Here is a 20538-nt window from a genome sequence, read left to right on the forward strand (position 1 = left end):
GCTGCGGCGAGAGCACAATCCGATTAGCATCAGGAATTTTATAGTATGGCGCAACATGAGCGTGAGGCGAGGCTGCAGTTTTCGCAACCGGTCCGGCAGATCATCATGATGTTGATTGCTTTGGGGCTTGCTGGGTTTGGTGCCTTTGTGGCCTTGCCACGTGTCCTGCCCGTTTTTGAAGCCAATCCTTGGCTGAATGGGTTTATCCTGATTGTCTTTGTCATTGGGGTGCTGGCGTGTTTTTGGCAGGTTGTGCAGCTCATCGGGTCGGTGCGCTGGATTGAACAATTCGCAAGCGATACGGTGACCGAGGGCGATCGCGTACCGTCGATGCTGGCACCCTTGGCATCATTGTTACGTTCACGCGGCGCACGGATGCAGCTGGGGTCTTCTTCGACACGTTCTATTCTGGATTCGGTTGCACAGCGCATTGATGAAGATCGTGAGATTACGAGATACATCGTTAATTTGTTGATTTTCCTAGGGCTTTTGGGGACGTTTTATGGCCTTGCAACCACAGTTCCTGCTGTGGTCGATACGATCCGAAGCCTTGCTCCCCAAGAAGGAGAACAAGGTTTATCTGTATTCAATCGGTTGATGACCGGCCTTGAAGCGCAATTGGGGGGCATGGGTGTCGCGTTTGCTTCGTCACTCCTTGGCCTAGCTGGCTCGTTGATTGTGGGGTTGCTCGAACTTTTTGCTGGGCATGGACAAAACCGGTTTTACCGCGAGCTTGAAGAATGGTTGTCTTCGATCACGCGGGTGAGCTTTTCTTCTGGCGATGAAGGTGCAGGAGATGGTGGAGCTGTTAGTCAAGTGCTGGACACAATGGTCGAGCAGATTGACACGCTGCAGGGCATGTTTGTCGAGACCGAACGCGGACGCGCAGCGATCGATGAGCGCTTGGGTGATCTGGTGACTGTGATTTCTGAGATGAACGAGCGGCAGGAACGCTCTGAATCGCTAAGCACGTCACTTGAACGCGTGGCGCTTGGGCAAGATGCATTGGTAGAGATTCTACGTGCTCAAGGCGACGTTGGCATCGATGCCGAAAGCCGGATGCGTTTGCGATCTATTGACGTACAACTGCTCCGTATCCTTGAAGAGCTTTCGGCAGGTCGTCAGGAAAGCCTTGCGGAAATTCGAAAAGAGCTGGGTATGCTGGTCAAAGCCTTTGGCCATACGCGGACGGGGATATAACCGGTCATGGCACTTTCTCGGCGAACTGGTCAAAGATTTCAAAACTCAATCTGGCCCGGTTTCGTGGATGCGATGACTGGCCTTTTGTTGGTCCTTATGTTCTTGCTGACCATCTTTATGGTTGTGCAATTTGTTCTACGTGAGACGATTTCTGGTCAAGAAAGCCAATTGGATGAGCTTGCGAATGAAGTGCAATCTTTGGCTGTTGCACTGGGTTTGGAAGAACGTGCAAATGCGCAATTGGATGCGCGTTTGGGTGCATTGAATGCGACGCTTAACCAAACAAGCGATGCGTTATCAATAGCGCAGCAGCAATTGGACGGACAATCGCGAACAATTGCGGCGCTTACTGCAGAACGAGATGATCAGCGGACCGCTTTGGTACAGGCGGAAGGACAGATTAGCGCATTTGAAGCGCAGGTTGCCGCCTTGGTTGCAAATCGTGCAGATGCAGAAGCGCAAATCGCAACGCTGATTGGCCAGCGTGAAGAGTTGGAAGCTGCGCAGGTCGCGCTGCTATCCGAGCAAGACGCCTTGAACCTTGCCTTAGCAACATCACGCGCAGAGTTGAACGCTGAAGTGGAAGCTGCGCGATTAGCTGCAGCACAGCGCGAAGCTATGGAAGCATTGATTGCTGATCTTGAACAATCTGGAACGGCGCAGGAGACGCAGATTTCAGAACTGCAAGAGGCTATCAGTGAAAGTGAAGCCCAACGACTGACCGCGATCGCAGCGGCGGAAACTTTGCGCGAGCGCCTACAAGACGCCGATGCGGAGCTGACCGCGATGACGCTTGCGCTGGAAGCACAACGTGCAGAGGCAGAAGATACTTTGACTCTTCTTGCCGCCGCGGAAGTCGCAAAGACGCAACTGGATGAAAGACTGTCACGGCTGCTGGATGAGTTAAATGCAGCTGAAGGTCAGGTGCAGGAACGGGACGAACTGGCCGAGAGATTAACGCGTGTGCTCTCTCAGATGGAGGTGACACGGGTTGAGGCGGATGCAAAGGTGAATGCGCTGACTGTAGAACTGGATCAGTTGCAGAGTGAAATGGTCGCGGAGCAGCTTCGCGCAGCGACCGAGGTCGCCAGTTCCCGCGCAGAGGTTGTTGAATTGACCGCGTTGTTGGAAGAAGAACGCGCACGAGAGCAAGCGCAAAACCTTGAAAGTCGAGAAGAATTTGAAGCTGCCCTTATGGAATTGGCAAAAAAACATGCCACAGAGCGCGCAGCTCTGGAAGATCAATTGGCGCAAGCAGCAGATGAAATAACACAGCGCGCGGCTGTTTTCGCGACCCAAATTCGTGCACTGGAAGGCGAATTGGCTGAGCAGAATGCGCGCGCCAAGGCAGAGCTTCAACAGGTCCAAGCAGATCTAGACATCGCCCGCGGAACGGCGACCTCTACGGCAGAAGAACGTGCAGCCGTTGAGGCCCGCTTGCTGCAGGCTCTGGACGATTTGGAGCGCGCAAATGCAGATGCAACCGATCAGGATGTGTTGCAAAGCCGCTTGATCTCTGCGCTTGAAAAGCTGAGCACAGCTGAAGACGTTGCGTCGGAGCAACAAACACTGGCAGATCAACGTGCTGCTTTGCTGGCGCAAGCTGAAGTCGCCCTTAGTCAAGAGCAATCAGTTTCAGCAGAAGCGCAACGCCAGACTGCGTTGCTGAATCAACAGGTATCTGCCCTGCGAGAGCAATTGGGGTCTTTGCAGTCGGTTTTGGATGAGTATTCAGAACGTGATGCAGCACAGGCTGTGCAGTTGCAGAATTTGGGACAGGATCTGAATGCCGCACTTGCACGGGCTGCTTCCGAAGAGCGTAGACGCCGCCTATTGGAGGAAGCAGAACGTCAACGTCTTGAAGCGGAGGCAGAGGCTTTGGCTGCGCGCGTCGCTGCTGCTGAGAGTGAAACGCAAGACCTTGCACGATATCGTTCAGAGTTTTTCGGACTGTTGCGCGATGTTCTGGGATCACAAGATGGAGTGCGTATTCAGGGCGACCGGTTTGTTTTTGCCTCAGAAGTCTTGTTTGCGCCAGGCAGTGCGGATCTCTCCGTTGAAGGGCGAGAAGAGATTGCTAAGGTCGCGCAGATCTTGCAAAGCGTAGCTGCAGCCATTCCGCCTGATTTGAATTGGATTATTCGCGTTGATGGTCATACTGATGATATACCCTTGCTGGGTCATCCAAAGTTTGCAGACAATTGGGAACTAAGTCAGGGGCGTGCACTGTCGGTCGTACGCTATATGGTTGATGCATTGGCGATCCCACCGGGCCGATTGGCAGCCAATGGATTTGGCGAATTTCAACCTCTGAACCGTTCTGATAGCGGAGTTGCCCGCGCGCAGAACCGTCGTATCGAACTAAAATTTACGGAAAGATAGGCAGAGAGGGGAGGGGGCTCTCCCGCCCGTTGCAGACTTGACGGTCTGCACCCGTTGGGCGTGGCCGCGGTGCGGGTCATGCCCACACCGCGGCAGTGGTGTGCCTATTCAGATGGCAGTGTCATTTCGTAACGCTGCGTGTCTAATATTTCACCATTTCGCACTAATTGAGCGGTGCCAATATAATCCCCAGCGGGCCATGTTTCACTGCGTCGCTTTTTACCGCCAGCGCGAAACAATTGGGCCTGTGTTTTGGTCAGCGTGGTCGCTGTATCTAAGAATTCTCCAGCGGGGCCTTGAATGTGGAGAGAGACGATATCTCCCGTGCGACCTCCAAATATATATGTCCAGAACACAAGTGCGGGCGCTGAGGGGGCGATGGGTGTTTCATCTGCTTGGCCTGCCCGAATATCCGCAAGTGTAGGAATTGTAGAGGCGAAGCCCGACGCAATGAGGCCACCGGCTTGATAAGGAATGCTAACGTCCCATAAGGTTTTGCTGTCAACGCCGCATTTTCCGAGTGTGTTTGGTGTGAAAGGGTCAACAACCTCGCCGTCTTTACGAACAGAGAGGTGGAGGTGGGCGAATTGAGTTTTGCCGGAGAGCCCAACAAGGCCTAAAGGTTCGCCACGTTCTATAGGCTGGCCTTTTTGTGCTGAAATTGAGCCCTGTTTCATGTGGCAGTATTGCGTGACCCAGCCGTCATCATGCTCTAGGACAATGCCGTTGCCGCACTCGCGCCCTTTTACGGTTGCTGCCGTGTCCTCAGTAAAGAGCTGATCTGGCATGTTGTTGCGTATGCCGAGCACAACACCGTCAGCTGCAGCAAGGACGGCAACATCTTGATTTAACGCGGCGAGTGTTGGTAGCGCAATGTCGGTGCCTTTGTGGCCATCGTAACTCAGGCTGTTACAGGTAAAGTCATGGGCAGCTTGTGACGGATCATGATCAACATATTGTTGAATGTAGCAATCTGTTCCAAGCTCGCAATCAACAGGCCAGGAAAGAGACAAATCGCCCGCCACCGCAGGGGTGGCGAGCGTGAATGAAACTGCTATGCAGATCTGGCGCATCCGGTTAATCCGCGGTCAGCAGCGGAGGTTTATCACCAGAGATACGTGGTTTTGACGGGCCTTCCAAACGCAGATCTAGTTTGCCATCTTTGATGCCAACTTTGACAATGCCGCCCTTGGTCAACTTGCCAAACAAGAGCTCTTCGGCCAGAGGTTTTTTGATGTGTTCTTGGATAACGCGACCCAGAGGACGTGCCCCCATTTTCTCATCATAACCCTTCTCACCAAGCCACTCTGCAGCAGGGCGCGTTAGCTCGATAGAGACGTTGCGATCCATTAACTGGGCTTCAAGCTGTAGCACAAACTTTTCTACGACTTGCAGGATTGTCTCTTTCGGCAATGGCGCAAAAGCAATCACAGCGTCCAGGCGGTTGCGGAATTCTGGTGTGAATGTGCGTTCAATCGCTGCGGTGTCTTCACCTTCGCGACGGTCACGTCCAAAGCCAACAGCAGCTTTTGCCATATCTGCCGCACCTGCGTTTGAGGTCATGATTAAAATCACATTGCGGAAATTGACTGTCCGACCGTTATGATCCGTCAACTGACCGTTGTCCATGACCTGCAACAGGATGTTAAAGACATCTGGATGTGCTTTCTCGATTTCATCCAAGAGCAGTACACAGTGCGGATGCTGATCAACCCCATCTGTAAGCAAGCCGCCCTGATCAAATCCCACATAGCCCGGAGGTGCCCCAATCAGGCGAGAGACTGCGTGTTTCTCCATATACTCTGACATGTCAAAGCGCAGCAGTTCTACACCAAGCGTATCGGCAAGCTGTTTGGCCACTTCGGTTTTGCCGACACCAGTTGGCCCGGCAAACAGGTAGTTCCCGATAGGCTTTTCTGGTTCGCGCAGCCCTGCACGGGCTAGTTTGATGGCGCTAGACAACGCTTCGATTGCATTATCCTGCCCAAACACAACGCGTTTCAAAGATTTTTCGAGGTCCTTCAAAACCTCGGCATCGTCTTTGGAAACGCTTTTTGGGGGGATGCGCGCGATTTTTGCGACCACAGCTTCGATTTCTTTAACGCCAATGGTTTTACGGCGCTTGCTTTCGGGAACCAAGTGTTGTGCGGCTCCGGCTTCATCAATGACGTCGATTGCCTTATCTGGCAGTTTGCGATCATTGATGTAACGCGCCGAAAGCTCTACCGCAGATTTAATTGCGTCTGCGGTGAACTTGATACTGTGGTGTTCCTCGAAATACGGTTTCAAACCTTTGAGGATCTGCACTGAATCGTCCACAGTAGGTTCGTTCACGTCGATCTTTTGGAAACGACGGCTGAGCGCGCGATCTTTTTCAAAATGCTGACGGAACTCTTTATAAGTGGTTGATCCCATCGTGCGAAGTTTGCCGCCCTGTAACGCAGGCTTTAGCAGGTTTGATGCATCCATAGCACCGCCCGAAGTCGCGCCTGCGCCGATCACTGTGTGAATTTCATCGATGAAAAGCACAGCGTCCGGGTGCTCTTCTAATTCACCAACAACGGCTTTGAGGCGTTCCTCAAAATCGCCACGGTAGCGTGTTCCAGCAAGCAAAGCGCCAAGATCAAGCGAATATATCGTCGTATTGGCAAGCACTTCGGGCGTTTCACCTGCTACGATTTTGCGCGCAAGGCCTTCCGCGATTGCCGTTTTCCCAACGCCAGGATCGCCAACGAGCAACGGGTTGTTTTTCCGGCGACGGCAAAGCACCTGAATGCAGCGTTCTACTTCATGGCTGCGTCCGATGAGGGGATCAATATCCCCTTCGCGCGATTTTGCATTAAGATCGACGCAATACTTCTCGAGAGCGCTTTCTTTCTTTTCGGTGGCTTCGCCTGTCGGCGCTTGTGAGGTCTCTTCAAAATCCTCGGCGCCGCTTACCGTGCGGTTTTCACCAAATGCAGGGTCTTTTGCCACACCATGTGCGATGAAATTAACCGCGTCATAACGTGTCATTTCCTGATCTTGTAGGAAATAAGCAGCGTCACTCTCGCGCTCTGCAAATATAGCAACGAGGACGTTGGCACCGGTTACTTCGGTTCGTCCTGACGATTGTACGTGGATCGCGGCGCGTTGGATAACCCGCTGGAAGGCGGCGGTGGGGACCGCTTCTGAGCCTTCAACAGATGTAATTAGATTGGCGAGTTCTTCGTCGACAAACTCAACCAAGGCGCTGCGAAGTTCATCCAGGTCCACACTACAGGCCTGCATGACACGTGCGGCGTCGGGCTCGTCCAAAAGAGAGAGCAAAAGATGTTCGAGTGTTGCAAATTCATGACGCCGCTGGTTTGCAAGCGCCAAGGCTGCGTGGATGGCTTGTTCAAGCGTGTTTGAGAATGAAGGCACAGGCGTGCTCCTCTGTCTTGGGTTGATGGGCCATCCCGCGAGTATTTGCGGGGGGTCCATGATCAACCATGTCTCTATAGTGTTAGAGTTTGGTTGATCGGGCGGCGGCTTCAAGGGTTTTTTGTTAAATTTAAGTCACAAATTGCGTGACCAGCTGAATTCAGGGCGTCAAAAGTCAGAATTTGTCCTTACGTTTGCGGATTTCGGCAAATACTTCAGACGCCGAACGGCTTGTCATATTCAGCGCTGCTTTGATTGACGGTTCCGCTGCTCTTAAGAACGGATTGGTTGCGCGCTCTAATGAGAGTTTAGAGGGAACTGTTGGCTGCCCGTTTTCGCGAGCTTGAGCAATCTCTTTTGCGCGTGCATGCAAGTCTGGGTTATCTGCTTCGATCGTCAGGGCAAATTCGGTATTTGATTTGGTGTATTCATGCCCTGAATACACCATAGTTTCTTCTGGTAGGCTGGCAAGTGTAGAAAGACTGGCCCACATTTGTTCAGCGCTACCTTCAAACAGGCGTCCACACCCCATGGCCATCAAGCTATCAGCGGTGAATACAGCTTTTGATTCGGGGAAGTGATATGCAATGTGCCCGACAGTATGACCTGACACATCATGAACGTGTAGGGTCTCTCCGAGACATTCAAATGTATCGCCGTCTTGCAGCGCAATATCCAGCGGAGGCAGGCGGTGTTGATCCGCGGTTGCGCCGATGATTTTTGGATTGTGATGCTCTTGAAGGGCGGGCAGGGCGTCGATGTGGTCCCAATGGTGGTGGGTGATCAGAACAAAATCCAAATTCCAGTTGCGCTGCGAGAGAGCTTCTAAAATTGGTGCAGCTTCCGGCGCATCTACTAGGGCTGTCTTGCCGCTGTCATCATCATGCAACAAAAATGCGTAATTGTCTGACAGGCAGGGCACAGTAAGGATTTCAAGAGGCATGGCCATTCTCATTTAGGTTGCTACAGTGGGCCCAGTTTGGCGAATGGAGCAGTCGGCTGCAATGTATCTGGATGTACAGGACCTTAGGAATTTTTATTATCGCAGCATGCTGGGGCGTGCGGCGCAAGCATCGGTGCGTACACGACTGCTTGATTTATGGCCTGATGTTGCAGGTGAAACAGTGGCAGGGTTTGGATTCGCCGCTCCCTTGCTGAGGCCATATTTGCAAAAGGCGCGCCGGGTGGTCGCGTTGATGCCTGGGCCACAAGGGGTGATGCAATGGCCTGCGGGGCTACCGAATGTCTCTGTGTTGTGTGAAGAAACCATGTGGCCACTTGAAACCGGTCATGTGGATCGCCTGGTGGTTTTGCACGGGCTTGAAACTTCTGAGCGCCCGTCAAATTTGTTAGAGGAATGTTGGCGTGTGCTTGGTCCCGGCGGGCGCGCTGTTTTTATTGTTCCTAACCGGGCTGGGCTTTGGGCGCGTTCTGATCGCACCCCTTTTGGCTTTGGGCGTCCTTACACGTTAACGCAACTGGAAAACCAGTTACGCGCGCATCAATTTGAAATCGCAAAACACGTTGGCGCGCTTTATATGCCGCCAAGCCACAAGCGGTTTTGGCTGAAATCAGCCAGACTGTTTGAACAAGCCGGACAGAGCCTTCCCGCGATCCTTGCCGGTGGTGTTTTTATGGTTGAAGTCTGCAAGCAAAGCTACCCTCCATCGGGAAATGCGATCAAAGAGGCCAAGCAAAACCGGATTAGGGTACTTGAAGGATTGTCCAATCCACTGCCCAAGCCAGCGTGGTCAACTGAAGAGCGCTGATTCCTTTCCGTAGTGAGGGTGCTGCAAAAAAAGGCAAAGTGTGAGCCGTTTTGCCTCAAGATTCACGGAAATAAGTTGGGAAAAGTGGGCGATGTGAGCATTTTTTCTACGTTGTTTCACTGCTAAATCGGCAACACTTCCCATAAGCTGTTGAAAACATAAGTAACCCATAAATTAAATAGGTGTTTAAGGCTGTTGATAGGACGGTAACGCTCTGCTACATCCACGCTGATTTCAACGCCTCGCCGACCACGGGGGGCTGACGCACGCCCCCGGACGCCACCCTTTTGGGTAAGCCAACCGGGGCCAAATATCGGAAGGGTGGACGTGTCCGAACCAGCTTCGATTTCCGCAGGCATTGCTGCGCGCTATGCCACTGCGATCTTTGAGATTGCAGAAGAGAACAAGGCTCTTGATAGTCTTGAAACCAGTTTGAACGACCTGGCCGCGGCCTTGGCCGACAGCGAAGCGCTGTCGACTTTGATTTCCTCGCCAGTTGTCACACGTGAAGAACAGGGTGCAGCAATCACTGCTGTCGCGGATAAGATGGGCATTGACCCAACTGTACGCAACACTCTGGCGCTGATGGCCGAAAAGCGCCGTCTGTTCGTGTTGCCTGCACTGATCGAAGCGCTGCGCGCTCGTTTGGCAGAGGCGCGCGGTGAGGTGACCGCAGAGGTGATCTCGGCCAAAGCCCTGACAAAAGCCCAAAGCGAAAAGCTGGCCAAAACGCTGGCTGAGCGCGTGGGCAAGAAAGTCACCATTAATGCCACCGTAGATGCAAGCATCATCGGCGGTCTTGTTGTTAAAGTGGGTTCGAAGATGATCGATAGCTCGATCCGCTCCAAGCTCAACTCCCTACAGAATGCAATGAAAGAGGTCGGATAAATGGGTATCCAAGCAGCAGAGATTTCTGCGATCCTTAAGGACCAGATCAAGAACTTTGGTCAAGAAGCAGAGGTGGCTGAAATTGGCCGCGTGCTGTCCGTTGGTGACGGTATTGCGCGCGTCTATGGCCTCGACAATGTCCAAGCCGGTGAAATGGTCGAATTCCCCGGCGGTATCATGGGCATGGCGCTGAACCTCGAAGCGGACAACGTTGGTGTTGTTATCTTCGGTTCTGACCGTGACATTAAAGAGGGTGACACTGTAAAGCGCACCAACTCTATCGTGGACGTTCCAACTGGCGACGGTCTGCTGGGCCGTGTTGTTGACGGTCTGGGTAACCCGCTGGACGGCAAAGGCCCGATCGAATCAGATAAACGCGGTGTTGCAGACGTTAAGGCGCCTGGCATTATCCCACGTAAATCTGTTCACGAGCCGATGGCGACTGGCCTCAAATCCGTTGACGCGATGATTCCAATCGGTCGTGGCCAGCGTGAGCTGATCATTGGTGACCGTCAGACCGGTAAAACCGCCGTTGCTTTGGACGCGATCCTGAACCAGAAATCTTACAACGAAGCTGCGGGCGATGACGAGTACAAGAAACTGTACTGTGTTTACGTTGCTGTTGGCCAAAAGCGTTCAACCGTTGCTCAGCTGGTGAAAAAGCTGGAAGAGACCGGTGCGATGGCATATTCGATCGTGGTTGCTGCAACCGCGTCCGACCCAGCGCCTATGCAGTTTCTGGCACCTTATGCCGCAACCGCGATGGCTGAGCACTTCCGTGATAATGGCCGCCACGCATTGATCATCTATGATGACCTGTCCAAGCAAGCGGTTGCTTATCGTCAGATGTCTCTGCTTCTGCGTCGTCCTCCAGGACGTGAAGCGTATCCTGGTGACGTTTTCTATCTTCACTCCCGCTTGCTGGAACGTTCTGCAAAGCTGAACGAAGATTTCGGTGCTGGCTCGCTGACCGCGCTACCGATTATTGAAACCCAAGGTGGTGACGTTTCTGCGTTTATTCCAACCAACGTGATTTCGATCACTGACGGTCAGATCTTCCTTGAAACCGAACTGTTCTACCAAGGTATCCGTCCTGCTGTGAACACCGGTCTGTCGGTTTCGCGTGTTGGTTCGTCTGCTCAAACCAAAGCGATGTCTTCGGTTGCGGGCCCCGTTAAACTGTCGCTGGCTCAGTACCGTGAAATGGCTGCGTTTGCGCAGTTTGGTTCCGACCTTGACGCCGCAACTCAGCAGCTCTTGAACCGTGGTGCGCGTCTGACCGAGCTGATGAAACAGCCTCAGTATGCGCCTCTGACCAATGCTGAAATCGTCTGCATCATTTTTGCAGGTACCAATGGTTACCTTGATAATGTCGACCTGAAAGAGGTTGGTCGTTACGAGGCAGAACTGCTGGCGCACCTGCGCGGCAAACACGCCGATCTGCTGGACGACATCACCAACAACGACCGCAAGGTCAAAGGTGAGTTGGCTGACAAAGTCAAAGCAGCTTTGGACGCGTTCGCAGCTGACTTCGCATAAGGGGAGAGACAGGGAATGCCTTCTCTCAAGGACCTAAAAAACCGGATCCAGAGTGTGAAAAACACTCGGAAGATCACAAAAGCCATGCAGATGGTGGCCGCGGCGAAACTTCGCCGCGCCCAGGAAGCTGCAGAAGAGGCGCGGCCCTATGCCAAACGGTTTAACGCCGTTATGGCGGGGCTGGCTTCCTCTGTGGGTGGCAGCGAAAGCGCACCCAAGCTGATTGCGGGCACCGGCAGCGACCAGGTACATCTCCTTGTCGTTATGACGGCTGAACGCGGTCTGTGCGGCGGCTTCAACTCCAATATCTCGAAACTCGCGCGCCAAAAGGCAAACGAGCTGATCGCAGCTGGCAAAACCGTCAAAATGCTGACGGTTGGTAAAAAAGGCCGCGATGCGCTTAAGCGTGACTTCGAGGACGTGTTTGTGGGGCATGTGGATCTGACCGAAGTAAAACGCATCGGTTACTCTAACGCTCAGGACATCGCCAAGGATGTGCTTGGTCGCTTTGATGCTGGGGAATTTGACGTTGCAACGATTTTCTATGCGGAATTCGTCAACGTTGTGACTCAGGTGCCAACGGCGCAGCAGATCATTCCTGCCTCTTATGAGGCCAGCGAAGACGAAGGTCTGGCGGCTGAATATGACTACGAGCCCAGCGAAGAGGCCATTCTGGCTGATCTGCTGCCCCGTGGTGTGGCCACTCAGATCTTTGCGGCTTTGCTGGAAAACGGTGCATCCGAACAGGGTGCCCGGATGAGCGCGATGGACAATGCGACCCGCAATGCGGGCGATATGATCGATCAGCTGACCATCGAGTTCAACCGCTCGCGTCAGGCTGTGATCACCAGCGAACTGATTGAAATTATTTCGGGCGCTGAGGCGCTCTAAGAGAAAACCGGAGAACAATCTCATGGCAAACGCAAAAGGTAAGGTGACTCAGATCATCGGCGCCGTTGTGGACGTCCAGTTTGACGACCAACTGCCCGCAATTCTGAACGCGATCACCACCGAAAACAACGGCAAGACCCTGGTTCTGGAAGTTGCTCAGCACCTTGGTGAAAACACCGTTCGTACCATCGCAATGGACGCGACCGAAGGTCTGGTTCGTGGTCAAGAAGTCGTCGACACTGGCGCAGCGATCACCATCCCTGTTGGGAACGCGACCCTGGGTCGTATTCTGAACGTTGTTGGTGAGCCCGTGGACGAAGGTGAACCTTTGAAGGTCACCGAAACCCGCGAAATCCACCAGGAAGCCCCCGAGTTTGCTGAGCAGTCCACTGCTTCAGAAGTTCTGGTAACAGGTATCAAGGTTATCGACCTGCTGGCACCTTATTCTAAGGGTGGTAAGATTGGTCTGTTCGGCGGTGCGGGTGTTGGTAAAACCGTTCTGATCATGGAACTGATCAACAACATCGCAAAAGTGCACTCCGGTTATTCGGTGTTCGCGGGTGTTGGTGAGCGTACTCGTGAAGGGAACGACCTGTATCACGAGATGATCGAATCCAACGTTATTAAGCCGGACAACCTAGAAGAGTCGCAAGTGGCTCTGGTTTACGGTCAGATGAACGAACCTCCCGGTGCGCGTGCCCGTGTTGCTCTGACGGGTCTGACCCTGGCGGAACAGTTCCGTGACCAGTCCGGTTCCGACGTTCTGTTCTTCGTTGATAACATCTTCCGCTTTACTCAAGCGGGTTCCGAGGTTTCGGCTCTGCTGGGTCGTATTCCTTCGGCGGTGGGTTATCAGCCTACTCTGGCAACCGACATGGGCGCGATGCAGGAACGCATTACATCTACCAAAAACGGTTCGATCACTTCGATCCAAGCGGTTTACGTGCCTGCGGACGACTTGACCGACCCTGCACCTGCGACCACCTTTGCGCACCTTGACGCGACGACCGTTCTGAACCGTGCGATTTCTGAGCTGGGCATCTACCCAGCGGTTGACCCGCTTGATTCCTCATCGCGTCTGATGGACCCGCAAATCGTTGGTGAAGAGCACTACAAAGTGGCATCCGACGTTCAGCAGATCCTTCAGCGTTATAAGTCGCTGCAAGATATCATCGCGATCCTCGGCATGGACGAATTGTCAGAAGAAGACAAACTGACCGTTGCCCGCGCACGTAAGATCCAGCGATTCTTGTCTCAGCCGTTTGACGTTGCCAAAGTGTTCACCGGTTCTGACGGTGTTCAGGTTCAGCTGGAAGACACTATCTCGTCATTCAAAGCTGTTGTGGCTGGCGAATACGATCACCTACCTGAAGGCGCCTTCTACATGGTTGGCGGTATCGACGAAGTGATCGCAAAAGCCGAGAAAATGGCTGCTGAAGCAGCCTAAGGAGTATCCTAATGGCTGATACCATGCAATTTGACCTTGTCAGCCCTGAGCGAAGCTTGGCTTCGCTTAAGGCGACAGCGGTCCAGATCCCTGGTGCGGAAGGTGACATGACAGCGATGCCGTTGCATGCACCAACCATCACCACCCTGCGTCCGGGTCTCCTGAAGGTCGAAAGCCCTGAAGGAAACACTGATTACGTGGTCACAGGCGGTTTTGCTGAAATAAACGCTGAGGGCCTTTCGGTTCTGGCTGAGAAAGCGATTCCGACCTCCGAGTTGACACGTGAACAGCTCGACACGCTGATCGAAGATGCGCGCGCTGCTCATAAGGCTGCGGTCGACAACGAACAGCATGATCTGGTCACCGATGCAGCTAAGCTGCTGGCAGATATGGAAGCGTTAGGCACCCATATCGCGTTGTAAGCGAGTGCTGATAAATGTTTTTGAGACCGGCCCTTCGTAATGAGGGCCGGTTTTTTCATTTCAGCTTGTGCTGTAGTGGTTTGATAAACAAGGTTTAGAGCTTCGAGGGAGTGAATGTCTGTAGTTGATCTTACTCGGTTGGCGGGCTTGGTCTTTCTAGCAGTTTCTTGCGTCGTGCTGGGGGATACAGCGGGCAAGATGCTGACTGCCAATGGCGCGGATCCTTTTTTTGTTGCTTGGTCTCGCTTTGCTTTAGGTGCTTTGCTTCTTTTGCCTGTTAGCGGATTGCGCGCGTCTGAGTTGCGTGATTTGTGGCGATGGCCGATTATCTTACGGGCGATGCTGATCCTAAGCGGGATTTGCTGTATCCTTACCGCGTTACGTACCGAGCCTATCGCCAACGTATTTGGCGGGTTCTTTATTGGGCCAGTTGTCTCTTATATTCTTGCTATCGTGTTTTTAGGCGAGCGCCCAAGCAGCTGGCGCAGCATATCGTTTGCTGTTGGGTTTCTCGGTGTCATGCTGGTTGTTCAGCCCGGCCTTGGGATGACAACGGGCATGATGTTTGCGCTGGCTGCAGGATGTTTCTACGGTGGCTATCTTGTGATGACCAAATGGATCGCTGGACAGGTTCGTCCACGATTTTTACTTATGTCTCAATTGATCATCGGTACAGTTGTGCTTGCACCTTTTGCTGGAGTGGCGGCGTGGCCTGAAAGTAATGTTTCCGTATGGGGATTAATTTTCCTCAGCGCTGCAGGATCGGCCTGTGGGAACTTTCTGTTGGTACTGGCAAATCGGCGCGGCGAGGCGAGCTTAATTGCGCCCTTGACCTACACCCAGTTGTTGACGGCCACCGCAATCGGAGGACTGGCGTTTGGTGATTGGCCAGACTGGGTTGCATGGACAGGGCTGGCGTTGATCCTAGCGTCTGGGTTTGTGATTTTGCTCCTTACGCCCCGAACTTAGACTGCTACTGTGAGCCTGTGATCACAGGCTCAAAACGTCATTGCGATAGGATTGGTCTTTGATTTCGAAGTAGCTCTGTCCCACTGTCATAAAGCCTTTGGCGTGATAAAATTCGAGTGCGCTGTCATTTTCGGAATTAACCAGCAACCAGGGGCTGCGATTGCCACGTTCTCTGCATATTTTAAGAGCGGCCTCTAGTAATGCAGCGCCAATTCCTTTGCCTTGATGGCGGGGTTGTACGTAAAGCGTTGAAATCTCGGTTTCATGACAGCCAGGAACAGGGGCAGGGCGATCGAAGGATAATCGGATATAGCCGTCAATTCCGACACTGTTTTGAGAGGTCAGAAACACCTCATTTGGATCGTTTAACGCGGTGGTGAATTTGGCAGTCGAAAATTCGGCTAGGGCATAATCGGCAAAATGGGCATCTATGCCTTCGCGGATATACGTATTGATCCAAACTTCGATCGACAAAGCTGCAAGCGCTGATGCGTCTGCTTCAACTGCCTTCCTAATGTACATTGCTGCCGTCGCCGTTCAAAAACTCACTCAAACGTGAGCGTGGCTTTCTTTGAAAACAACAACAACTCAGAAATGAGCGTGATCCTGAAGTAGGTTAAAGGGTGTGCAAAGATGTCGCAAATTTTAGCGTTCTCATGCTCTCTTGCATTTCAGCGCAGTGGCTTTCATACCCTGATATACGGTTGAGGTGATCTCAGGATATTTCATGAAGCGATTGCGTAATCCACGTACGGGCATTGACCAAGGGGATGTATTGGTCTTTTCAGATTTCCAAGAAGGGGGAGAGATGTGGACTGGACATGGGCAACGGGAGAAGCGATGCACTGTACTGTTCAGCGATAGCTTTGCGTCCACGCCTTCTGTGCAGATTTCAGTGTCGCTGTGGGATATCGATACTTCAGTCACGGCTCGTGCGGAAATTTTGGCGGAGAATATCACTAAGTCTCAGTTCGAGATCGTGTTCAAAACTTGGGGTGATAGCCGTATCGCCCGTATCAGGGCCTCGTGGTTGGCAATTGGGGAACTGCCTTATGAAGACGACTGGGACGATGTCGATTGAGGAGGTTGTACACTGTCAAAGGCGCCATCATTGGCCGGGCGGCCATAGCCGGGGCGTCCTGTGCCGCTTTGGGCGACATCAAAGTTCCAGACGATGATAAGATTGGTCACCATTGCACCGATGGCTGAATAGACGAGCTGATCAAAAGCCAATACAAATGCAGAGGCAGTAAAGACGACACCATCCACGCCCAGTTGAAACCAGCCTGCCTTTAATCCGGTACGATGTTCGATCAGGATGCTTAGAATGGTCATTCCCCCTGCGGAGGCATTGTGTCGAAAGATTGCGACCAAGCCCACACCGCTGCATGCACCACCCAAGATCGCCGCGGTTGCCGTGTTCAAGTGGTCAAAGTTTACAAGCAGGGGCAGTATTTGTGCGCCGGCGGAAATCCCCAACACAGCAAATACGGTGCGAAAAGCAAAAACGTGCCCACGGTGGCGCAGCGCAAGAACGAGAAACGGAATACCCAAGATAAAAAACAACGGGCCAAAACCCAATGGCACGACATAAGAGAGCAGCAACGCCAGCCCTGCTGTTTGGCCGGTCACCAACCCGGCTCCCTTCAAGAAAAGAATACCTATGCTGCAGAGCAAGACGCCTGTCACAAGTCCCTGAAAGTCAAAGGTAGAAAGCAATTTCATAACGAAGTTCGCCAAAAGCAAAGAGAAGTTTCCCCTCCAGTTACATTGGCAACTATGTGTATGCAATCATTCCCAAAGGTATAATTGCGTTTGTGCTCGAAATTTAGACAAGCCTTGTGTCCAAACCAAAAACACCCAGCCGTTTCCGCCGGGTGTTTCTAAATGCAATGCATTATGTTTTTGTCGCTTAGTTGCCGCCTGCAAGCGTTTCATAAATTGGCACAAGCGTCTTGTCTTCAAACAGCGATGAAACTGAGGTGCCGTGCCAGATGTTCATGATGGCTTGGGTGAACAAAGGCGCAGTCGGCAGGATGCGAATGTTGGGCGTTCCAAGGATCGCATCTGTCGGTTGAATCGTATCTGTCAGAACAAGGGATTTCATGACAGAGCTGGAAACACGCTCAACAGCAGGGCCGGACATTACACCGTGTGAGATATATGCATGGACCTCTTTTGCACCGTTATCCAAGAGCACCTGTGCCGCCTTGCAAAGCGTGCCGGCGGTATCGACCATGTCATCTACAATAAGGCAGGTTTTACCTGTTACGTCGCCGATAACGGTCATCTCTGCGACTTCGCCTGGTTTTTCGCGACGCTTATCAACAATAGACAATGGTGCATTGATGCGTTTTGCTAGCTCACGGGCACGTGCAACGCCGCCAACGTCAGGTGAGACAACCATCAATTCATCCATACGGTCGGAGAATTGATTTTTCACATCCAAGGCAAAGATGGGCGATGCATAAAGGTTGTCGACAGGAATGTCGAAAAAGCCCTGAATTTGCGCAGCATGCAGATCCATTGTCAGGATGCGTTCGATCCCGGCTTCTACCAGCATATTTGCCACCAGTTTGGCCGAAATCGGTGTGCGTGCTTTGGTGCGTCGATCTTGGCGGGCATAGCCAAAATATGGAATAACGGCTGTAATACGTTGGGCAGAAGATCGGCGCAGAGCATCTGCAATGATCAGCAGTTCCATCAGGTTATCGTTTGCCGGATTTGAAGTTGGTTGAATGATAAACATGTCCTCGCCACGGACATTTTCATACACTTCGACAAAGATTTCACCGTCGTTGAAGCGCTCGACACGGGCATCAAGCAGCCCTTGGTCCATACCGCGATGCAGGCTCATGCGGCGGGTGATGGCTTCGGCGAGTGGGCGGTTTGCGTTCCCAGCGATAAGCTTAGGTTCGTTCAAAGTTGGCATTGGCTGATATCCCCGACAGCAATGGCATTTGTGACAGATTCGTGTAACGCGCTTCGATTAACACGGGAGGCTGGGCGCGCATAGTTTTAAGAGCGTTAAGGTGACAGACTTTTAAATTAATTCTGATCGCCTCGTTTTATGCATTAGGCGATTGTCACGCGTTTGAGCAGTTCTAGAAAGGACTGGACCGCCTCCTTTGAAGTGGACCAGTCGGCAGACACACCGCGCGGTGATCACTTCGTCTGAGGGGCCTTCAAGGCTGCCTCCCCACAGATGATAAACGGCACCTGCATCCAAAAGCGCATTGTGGATCCTGCGTGACATGCGGGGGAACACCAGATTGGCCTCTTGGGGGTAGGCAAGTTCAACGCCGCATTGTTTTAAACCAGTTGCAAGGGTGGTTGCATGTGCGTTTGCACTGCGGGCATTTTCGCGCCACAAATCATCAGTGAGATAGGCCAGCATCTGCGCCGACAGAAATCTGTGTTTCGACAACAGATGCGCTCCGCGTTTACGGCGCAGTTCAAATTCCCAGGCATGTTTTGGATCAAAGAAAATGACCGCTTCAACGCCCATCAGGCCGTTTTTGGTTCCACCAAAGCTGACAGCGTCGATGCCCGACTTCCATGTCATTTCTGCAGGTGTGCATCCGAGGGCGACCAACGCATTCGCAAAGCGGGCACCATCCAGGTGGACAGGTAAATTATATTCTTTTGCCACGCTCGAAAGCGCCTGTAATTCATTAAGCGAATATACCGTTCCGTGTTCTGTCACTTGCGTAATCGAGACAGGACCACGTTGCGGCCCGTGCACGCCGCGTGTTCCTTCGGCCTCTATTGCGCTGCGAAGTTCTTTTGTGGTCATCTTTGCATTGGGGCTCACCAATGTGAGTTTGGCACCGCCTGTGAAAAACTCGGGCGCATTGCATTCATCCTGTTGAATGTGTGCGGGTGCAGTACAAAAAACGGTTTGCCAGGACTGTCCCAATGTGGCCAAGGCTAGGGCATTGGCCGCTGTACCGGTTGTTACTAGATAAACGGCGGCATCGGGTGCTTCAAATTCAGCACGGATGCGCGCGCGCACCTCCTCCATTTCCGTGTCTGCGCCATACCCCATCCGATAGCCTTCATTGGCCTTTATCAGGGCTGTCATTACAGCGGGGGAAGCAGGGCCGGAGTTGTCAGAGGCGAAATACATCAGGTGGGTTCCTCGATAATATGCTCTTCCCATTCCTCAATGGGCGTTTCAAATTCAGAAACTGTCCAACCACGTACTGAAACTTCTGCTGCGTGGACGCTTTCGGGATCTTGGGTCAGCAGCGGGTGCCAATCGGGCAGGGGGTTGCCTTGCCAAAGCAGGCGGTAGGCACAGGTCTGCGGCATCCAATAGGCGTGTGTGTCCAAGTTGTCAGGTTTTAGAACGATACATTCCGGCACAAATTGGTGACGGATTGGGTATTGCGTACATTGGCAGCTTTGATCATCGAGCAAACGACAGGCAACGCGTGTCAGTACGACCTCTCCGCTGTCTTCGTCTTCCAGTTTATTCAGACAGCATTTTCCACAGCCATCGCAAAGGGCTTCCCATTCTTGCTGATTTAGTTTGTGGAGCGGCTTTTTCTCCCAGAACCGTTTTGCAAGTCCTGTGCGGTTGATCTGGTTTGTCATAGTGAAGTCAGTATATTTCGGGCTTGATCGCAATCTGCATTCATTTGCGTGATCAAGGCGTCTAACCCATCAAATTTGAGTTCTGGCCGTAGGAATTCAATCAGCCCCACAGATAGGGTCGCGCCATAGAGATTGCCCGAAAAATCAAACAAGAAGGTTTCAAGGTTGGGATGGTCGCCATCAAACATCGGGCGTACTCCAACCGAGGCAGCACCGTGATAGCTGCCCGCATGGGGGCCATCCAATACGTCGACTAGAACCGCATAAACACCGAATCTGGGCGGGTGAAGCCCATCAATGGACATGTTTGCTGTTGGAAAGCCGAGGTCACGCCCGCGTTGCTCTCCGCCAATAACTTCTCCCTCGATTCGATGCCAATGACCCAGCATCGCTGCAGCATCTCTGGGGCGGCCCGCGCTGAGTGCATCACGGATTGCGGTAGATGAGACGGTGGTGTCTGATTGTGCCATCAAAGGCGCGATTGTTACACCAAAACCCATTGCATCCCCAAAGGCTTGAAGATTTTCGACCGTGCCTTTGCGGCCTTTGCCAAAGCAGAAATCGGCTCCGACAACGACATGCCTTAGGCCAAGGCCCTCTGCAATTACGTTTCTGGCAAAATCTTCTGGTGCAAGGCCAGAGAGGGCCCCGTTGAAATTCAACTGATACAGACGCTCAACACCAAGCTTTTCGAGCCGCGATGCACGCGCTTCAGCGGACATCAGGCGAAACGGCGGAGCATCGGGAGCAAAGAACGCACGCGGGTGCGGTTCAAACGTCATCACCCCAAGCGGTGCATCAGTCTGGGCCTGACGCGCGAGGTCGATTACGGACTGGTGGCCTAAGTGAACGCCATCAAAGTTGCCGATGGCAACACTGGCGCCCCGATCCTGGGCTTCGACAAATTGATAATCACGGATGATACGCATAGGGGGTGCCTACCCGGCGTGGCGCGTTCTGGCAAGCGTTCTGCAAAGGCCGCGCTGAGAAAAGACAGCGCAGCTCTTTTGAATCATCGGCTTTTGCA

The 20538-nt window shown here is 52.7% G+C and carries 18 protein-coding genes and 1 pseudogene; 10 read left to right on the forward strand and 9 right to left on the reverse strand.

Annotation, left to right across the window (positions count from 1 at the left end; translation table 11 throughout):
• The first annotated feature begins 45 nt into the window (after positions 1 to 45).
• On the forward strand, positions 46 to 1200 hold the full coding sequence (locus BLP79_RS02510; RefSeq protein ID WP_090215791.1) for a biopolymer transporter ExbB: 1155 nt from the start codon (positions 46 to 48) through the stop codon (positions 1198 to 1200).
• 6 nt (positions 1201 to 1206) lie between these two features.
• Positions 1207 to 3582: a peptidoglycan -binding protein gene (locus tag BLP79_RS02515; protein ID WP_090215795.1), complete on the forward strand. Its 2376-nt coding sequence runs from the start codon at positions 1207 to 1209 to the stop codon at positions 3580 to 3582.
• Between the two features lie 104 nt (positions 3583 to 3686).
• On the opposite strand, the gene BLP79_RS02520 is transcribed toward BLP79_RS02515, so the two are convergent.
• The 3 genes from BLP79_RS02520 to gloB form a co-directional block, all read right to left on the reverse strand.
• Entirely contained in the window at positions 3687 to 4655 is a 969-nt protein-coding gene (locus BLP79_RS02520) for a M23 family metallopeptidase (RefSeq protein ID WP_090215798.1), read from the reverse strand.
• Between the two features lie 4 nt (positions 4656 to 4659).
• The gene (clpA, locus tag BLP79_RS02525) at positions 4660 to 6987 is read right to left on the reverse strand and encodes an ATP-dependent Clp protease ATP-binding subunit ClpA (RefSeq protein ID WP_090215802.1); all 2328 of its coding nucleotides are present in this window, start codon (positions 6985 to 6987) and stop codon (positions 4660 to 4662) included.
• A gap of 175 nt (positions 6988 to 7162) precedes the next feature.
• Complete coding sequence (gene gloB / locus BLP79_RS02530) at positions 7163 to 7930, reverse strand: hydroxyacylglutathione hydrolase (protein WP_170830441.1); 768 nt, start codon at positions 7928 to 7930, stop codon at positions 7163 to 7165.
• Between the two features lie 61 nt (positions 7931 to 7991).
• On the opposite strand from gloB, the gene BLP79_RS02535 reads away from it, so the two are divergent.
• The 7 genes from BLP79_RS02535 (at position 7992) to BLP79_RS02565 (ending at position 14912) form a co-directional block, all read left to right on the forward strand.
• Entirely contained in the window at positions 7992 to 8756 is a 765-nt protein-coding gene (locus BLP79_RS02535) for a class I SAM-dependent methyltransferase (protein WP_090215807.1), read from the forward strand.
• A 327-nt stretch (positions 8757 to 9083) separates the two neighbouring features.
• On the forward strand, positions 9084 to 9644 hold the full coding sequence (locus BLP79_RS02540; RefSeq protein ID WP_090215808.1) for a F0F1 ATP synthase subunit delta: 561 nt from the start codon (positions 9084 to 9086) through the stop codon (positions 9642 to 9644).
• Complete coding sequence (atpA, locus tag BLP79_RS02545) at positions 9645 to 11183, forward strand: F0F1 ATP synthase subunit alpha (protein WP_090215810.1); 1539 nt, start codon at positions 9645 to 9647, stop codon at positions 11181 to 11183.
• Positions 11184 to 11198: 15 nt separating this feature from the next.
• Complete coding sequence (locus BLP79_RS02550) at positions 11199 to 12074, forward strand: F0F1 ATP synthase subunit gamma (RefSeq protein ID WP_090215813.1); 876 nt, start codon at positions 11199 to 11201, stop codon at positions 12072 to 12074.
• 22 nt (positions 12075 to 12096) lie between these two features.
• Positions 12097 to 13521 carry a F0F1 ATP synthase subunit beta gene (gene atpD / locus BLP79_RS02555; RefSeq protein ID WP_090215815.1) on the forward strand — a complete coding sequence of 475 codons (1425 nt, stop codon included), beginning with the start codon at positions 12097 to 12099 and terminating at the stop codon, positions 13519 to 13521.
• An 11-nt stretch (positions 13522 to 13532) separates the two neighbouring features.
• A complete protein-coding gene (locus BLP79_RS02560; RefSeq protein WP_090215818.1) occupies positions 13533 to 13943 on the forward strand; it encodes a F0F1 ATP synthase subunit epsilon in 411 nt (136 codons plus the stop codon).
• Positions 13944 to 14057: 114 nt separating this feature from the next.
• Positions 14058 to 14912: a DMT family transporter gene (locus BLP79_RS02565; protein ID WP_090215820.1), complete on the forward strand. Its 855-nt coding sequence runs from the start codon at positions 14058 to 14060 to the stop codon at positions 14910 to 14912.
• 21 nt (positions 14913 to 14933) lie between these two features.
• On the opposite strand, the gene BLP79_RS02570 is transcribed toward BLP79_RS02565, so the two are convergent.
• Positions 14934 to 15434: a GNAT family N-acetyltransferase gene (locus BLP79_RS02570; RefSeq protein WP_090215823.1), complete on the reverse strand. Its 501-nt coding sequence runs from the start codon at positions 15432 to 15434 to the stop codon at positions 14934 to 14936.
• Positions 15435 to 15639: 205 nt separating this feature from the next.
• Between BLP79_RS02570 and BLP79_RS02575 the strand changes: the two genes are divergently transcribed.
• Positions 15640 to 15993 (forward strand): H-type lectin domain-containing protein, encoded by a 354-nt coding sequence (locus BLP79_RS02575; protein WP_090215826.1) that lies wholly within the window; start codon positions 15640 to 15642, stop codon positions 15991 to 15993.
• Here the strand turns inward: BLP79_RS02575 and BLP79_RS02580 are convergent.
• The 5 genes and pseudogenes from BLP79_RS02580 to BLP79_RS02600 all read right to left on the reverse strand — a co-directional run bounded on the left by BLP79_RS02580 (position 15963) and on the right by BLP79_RS02600 (position 20440).
• Positions 15963 to 16637, reverse strand: coding sequence for a YitT family protein (locus tag BLP79_RS02580; protein WP_090215828.1), 675 nt, complete (start codon positions 16635 to 16637; stop codon positions 15963 to 15965). The genes BLP79_RS02575 and BLP79_RS02580 overlap by 31 nt on opposite strands.
• Positions 16638 to 16824: 187 nt before the next feature.
• Entirely contained in the window at positions 16825 to 17844 is a 1020-nt protein-coding gene (locus BLP79_RS02585) for a ribose-phosphate pyrophosphokinase (RefSeq protein WP_090215832.1), read from the reverse strand.
• Between the two features lie 143 nt (positions 17845 to 17987).
• Positions 17988 to 19041, reverse strand: a pseudogene (locus BLP79_RS02590) (threonine aldolase family protein).
• The gene (locus BLP79_RS02595; protein ID WP_090215835.1) at positions 19041 to 19511 is read right to left on the reverse strand and encodes a YcgN family cysteine cluster protein; all 471 of its coding nucleotides are present in this window, start codon (positions 19509 to 19511) and stop codon (positions 19041 to 19043) included. Before BLP79_RS02595 ends, BLP79_RS02590 begins: the two are co-directional and overlap by 1 nt.
• Positions 19508 to 20440, reverse strand: a complete 933-nt coding sequence (locus BLP79_RS02600) for a bifunctional riboflavin kinase/FAD synthetase (RefSeq protein ID WP_090215838.1) — start codon at positions 20438 to 20440, stop codon at positions 19508 to 19510. The genes BLP79_RS02595 and BLP79_RS02600 overlap by 4 nt, the downstream gene beginning before the upstream one ends.
• Positions 20441 to 20538: the final 98 nt, after the last annotated feature.

Source organism: Epibacterium ulvae (genome assembly GCF_900102795.1).
GTDB classification, from domain to species: domain Bacteria; phylum Pseudomonadota; class Alphaproteobacteria; order Rhodobacterales; family Rhodobacteraceae; genus Epibacterium; species Epibacterium ulvae.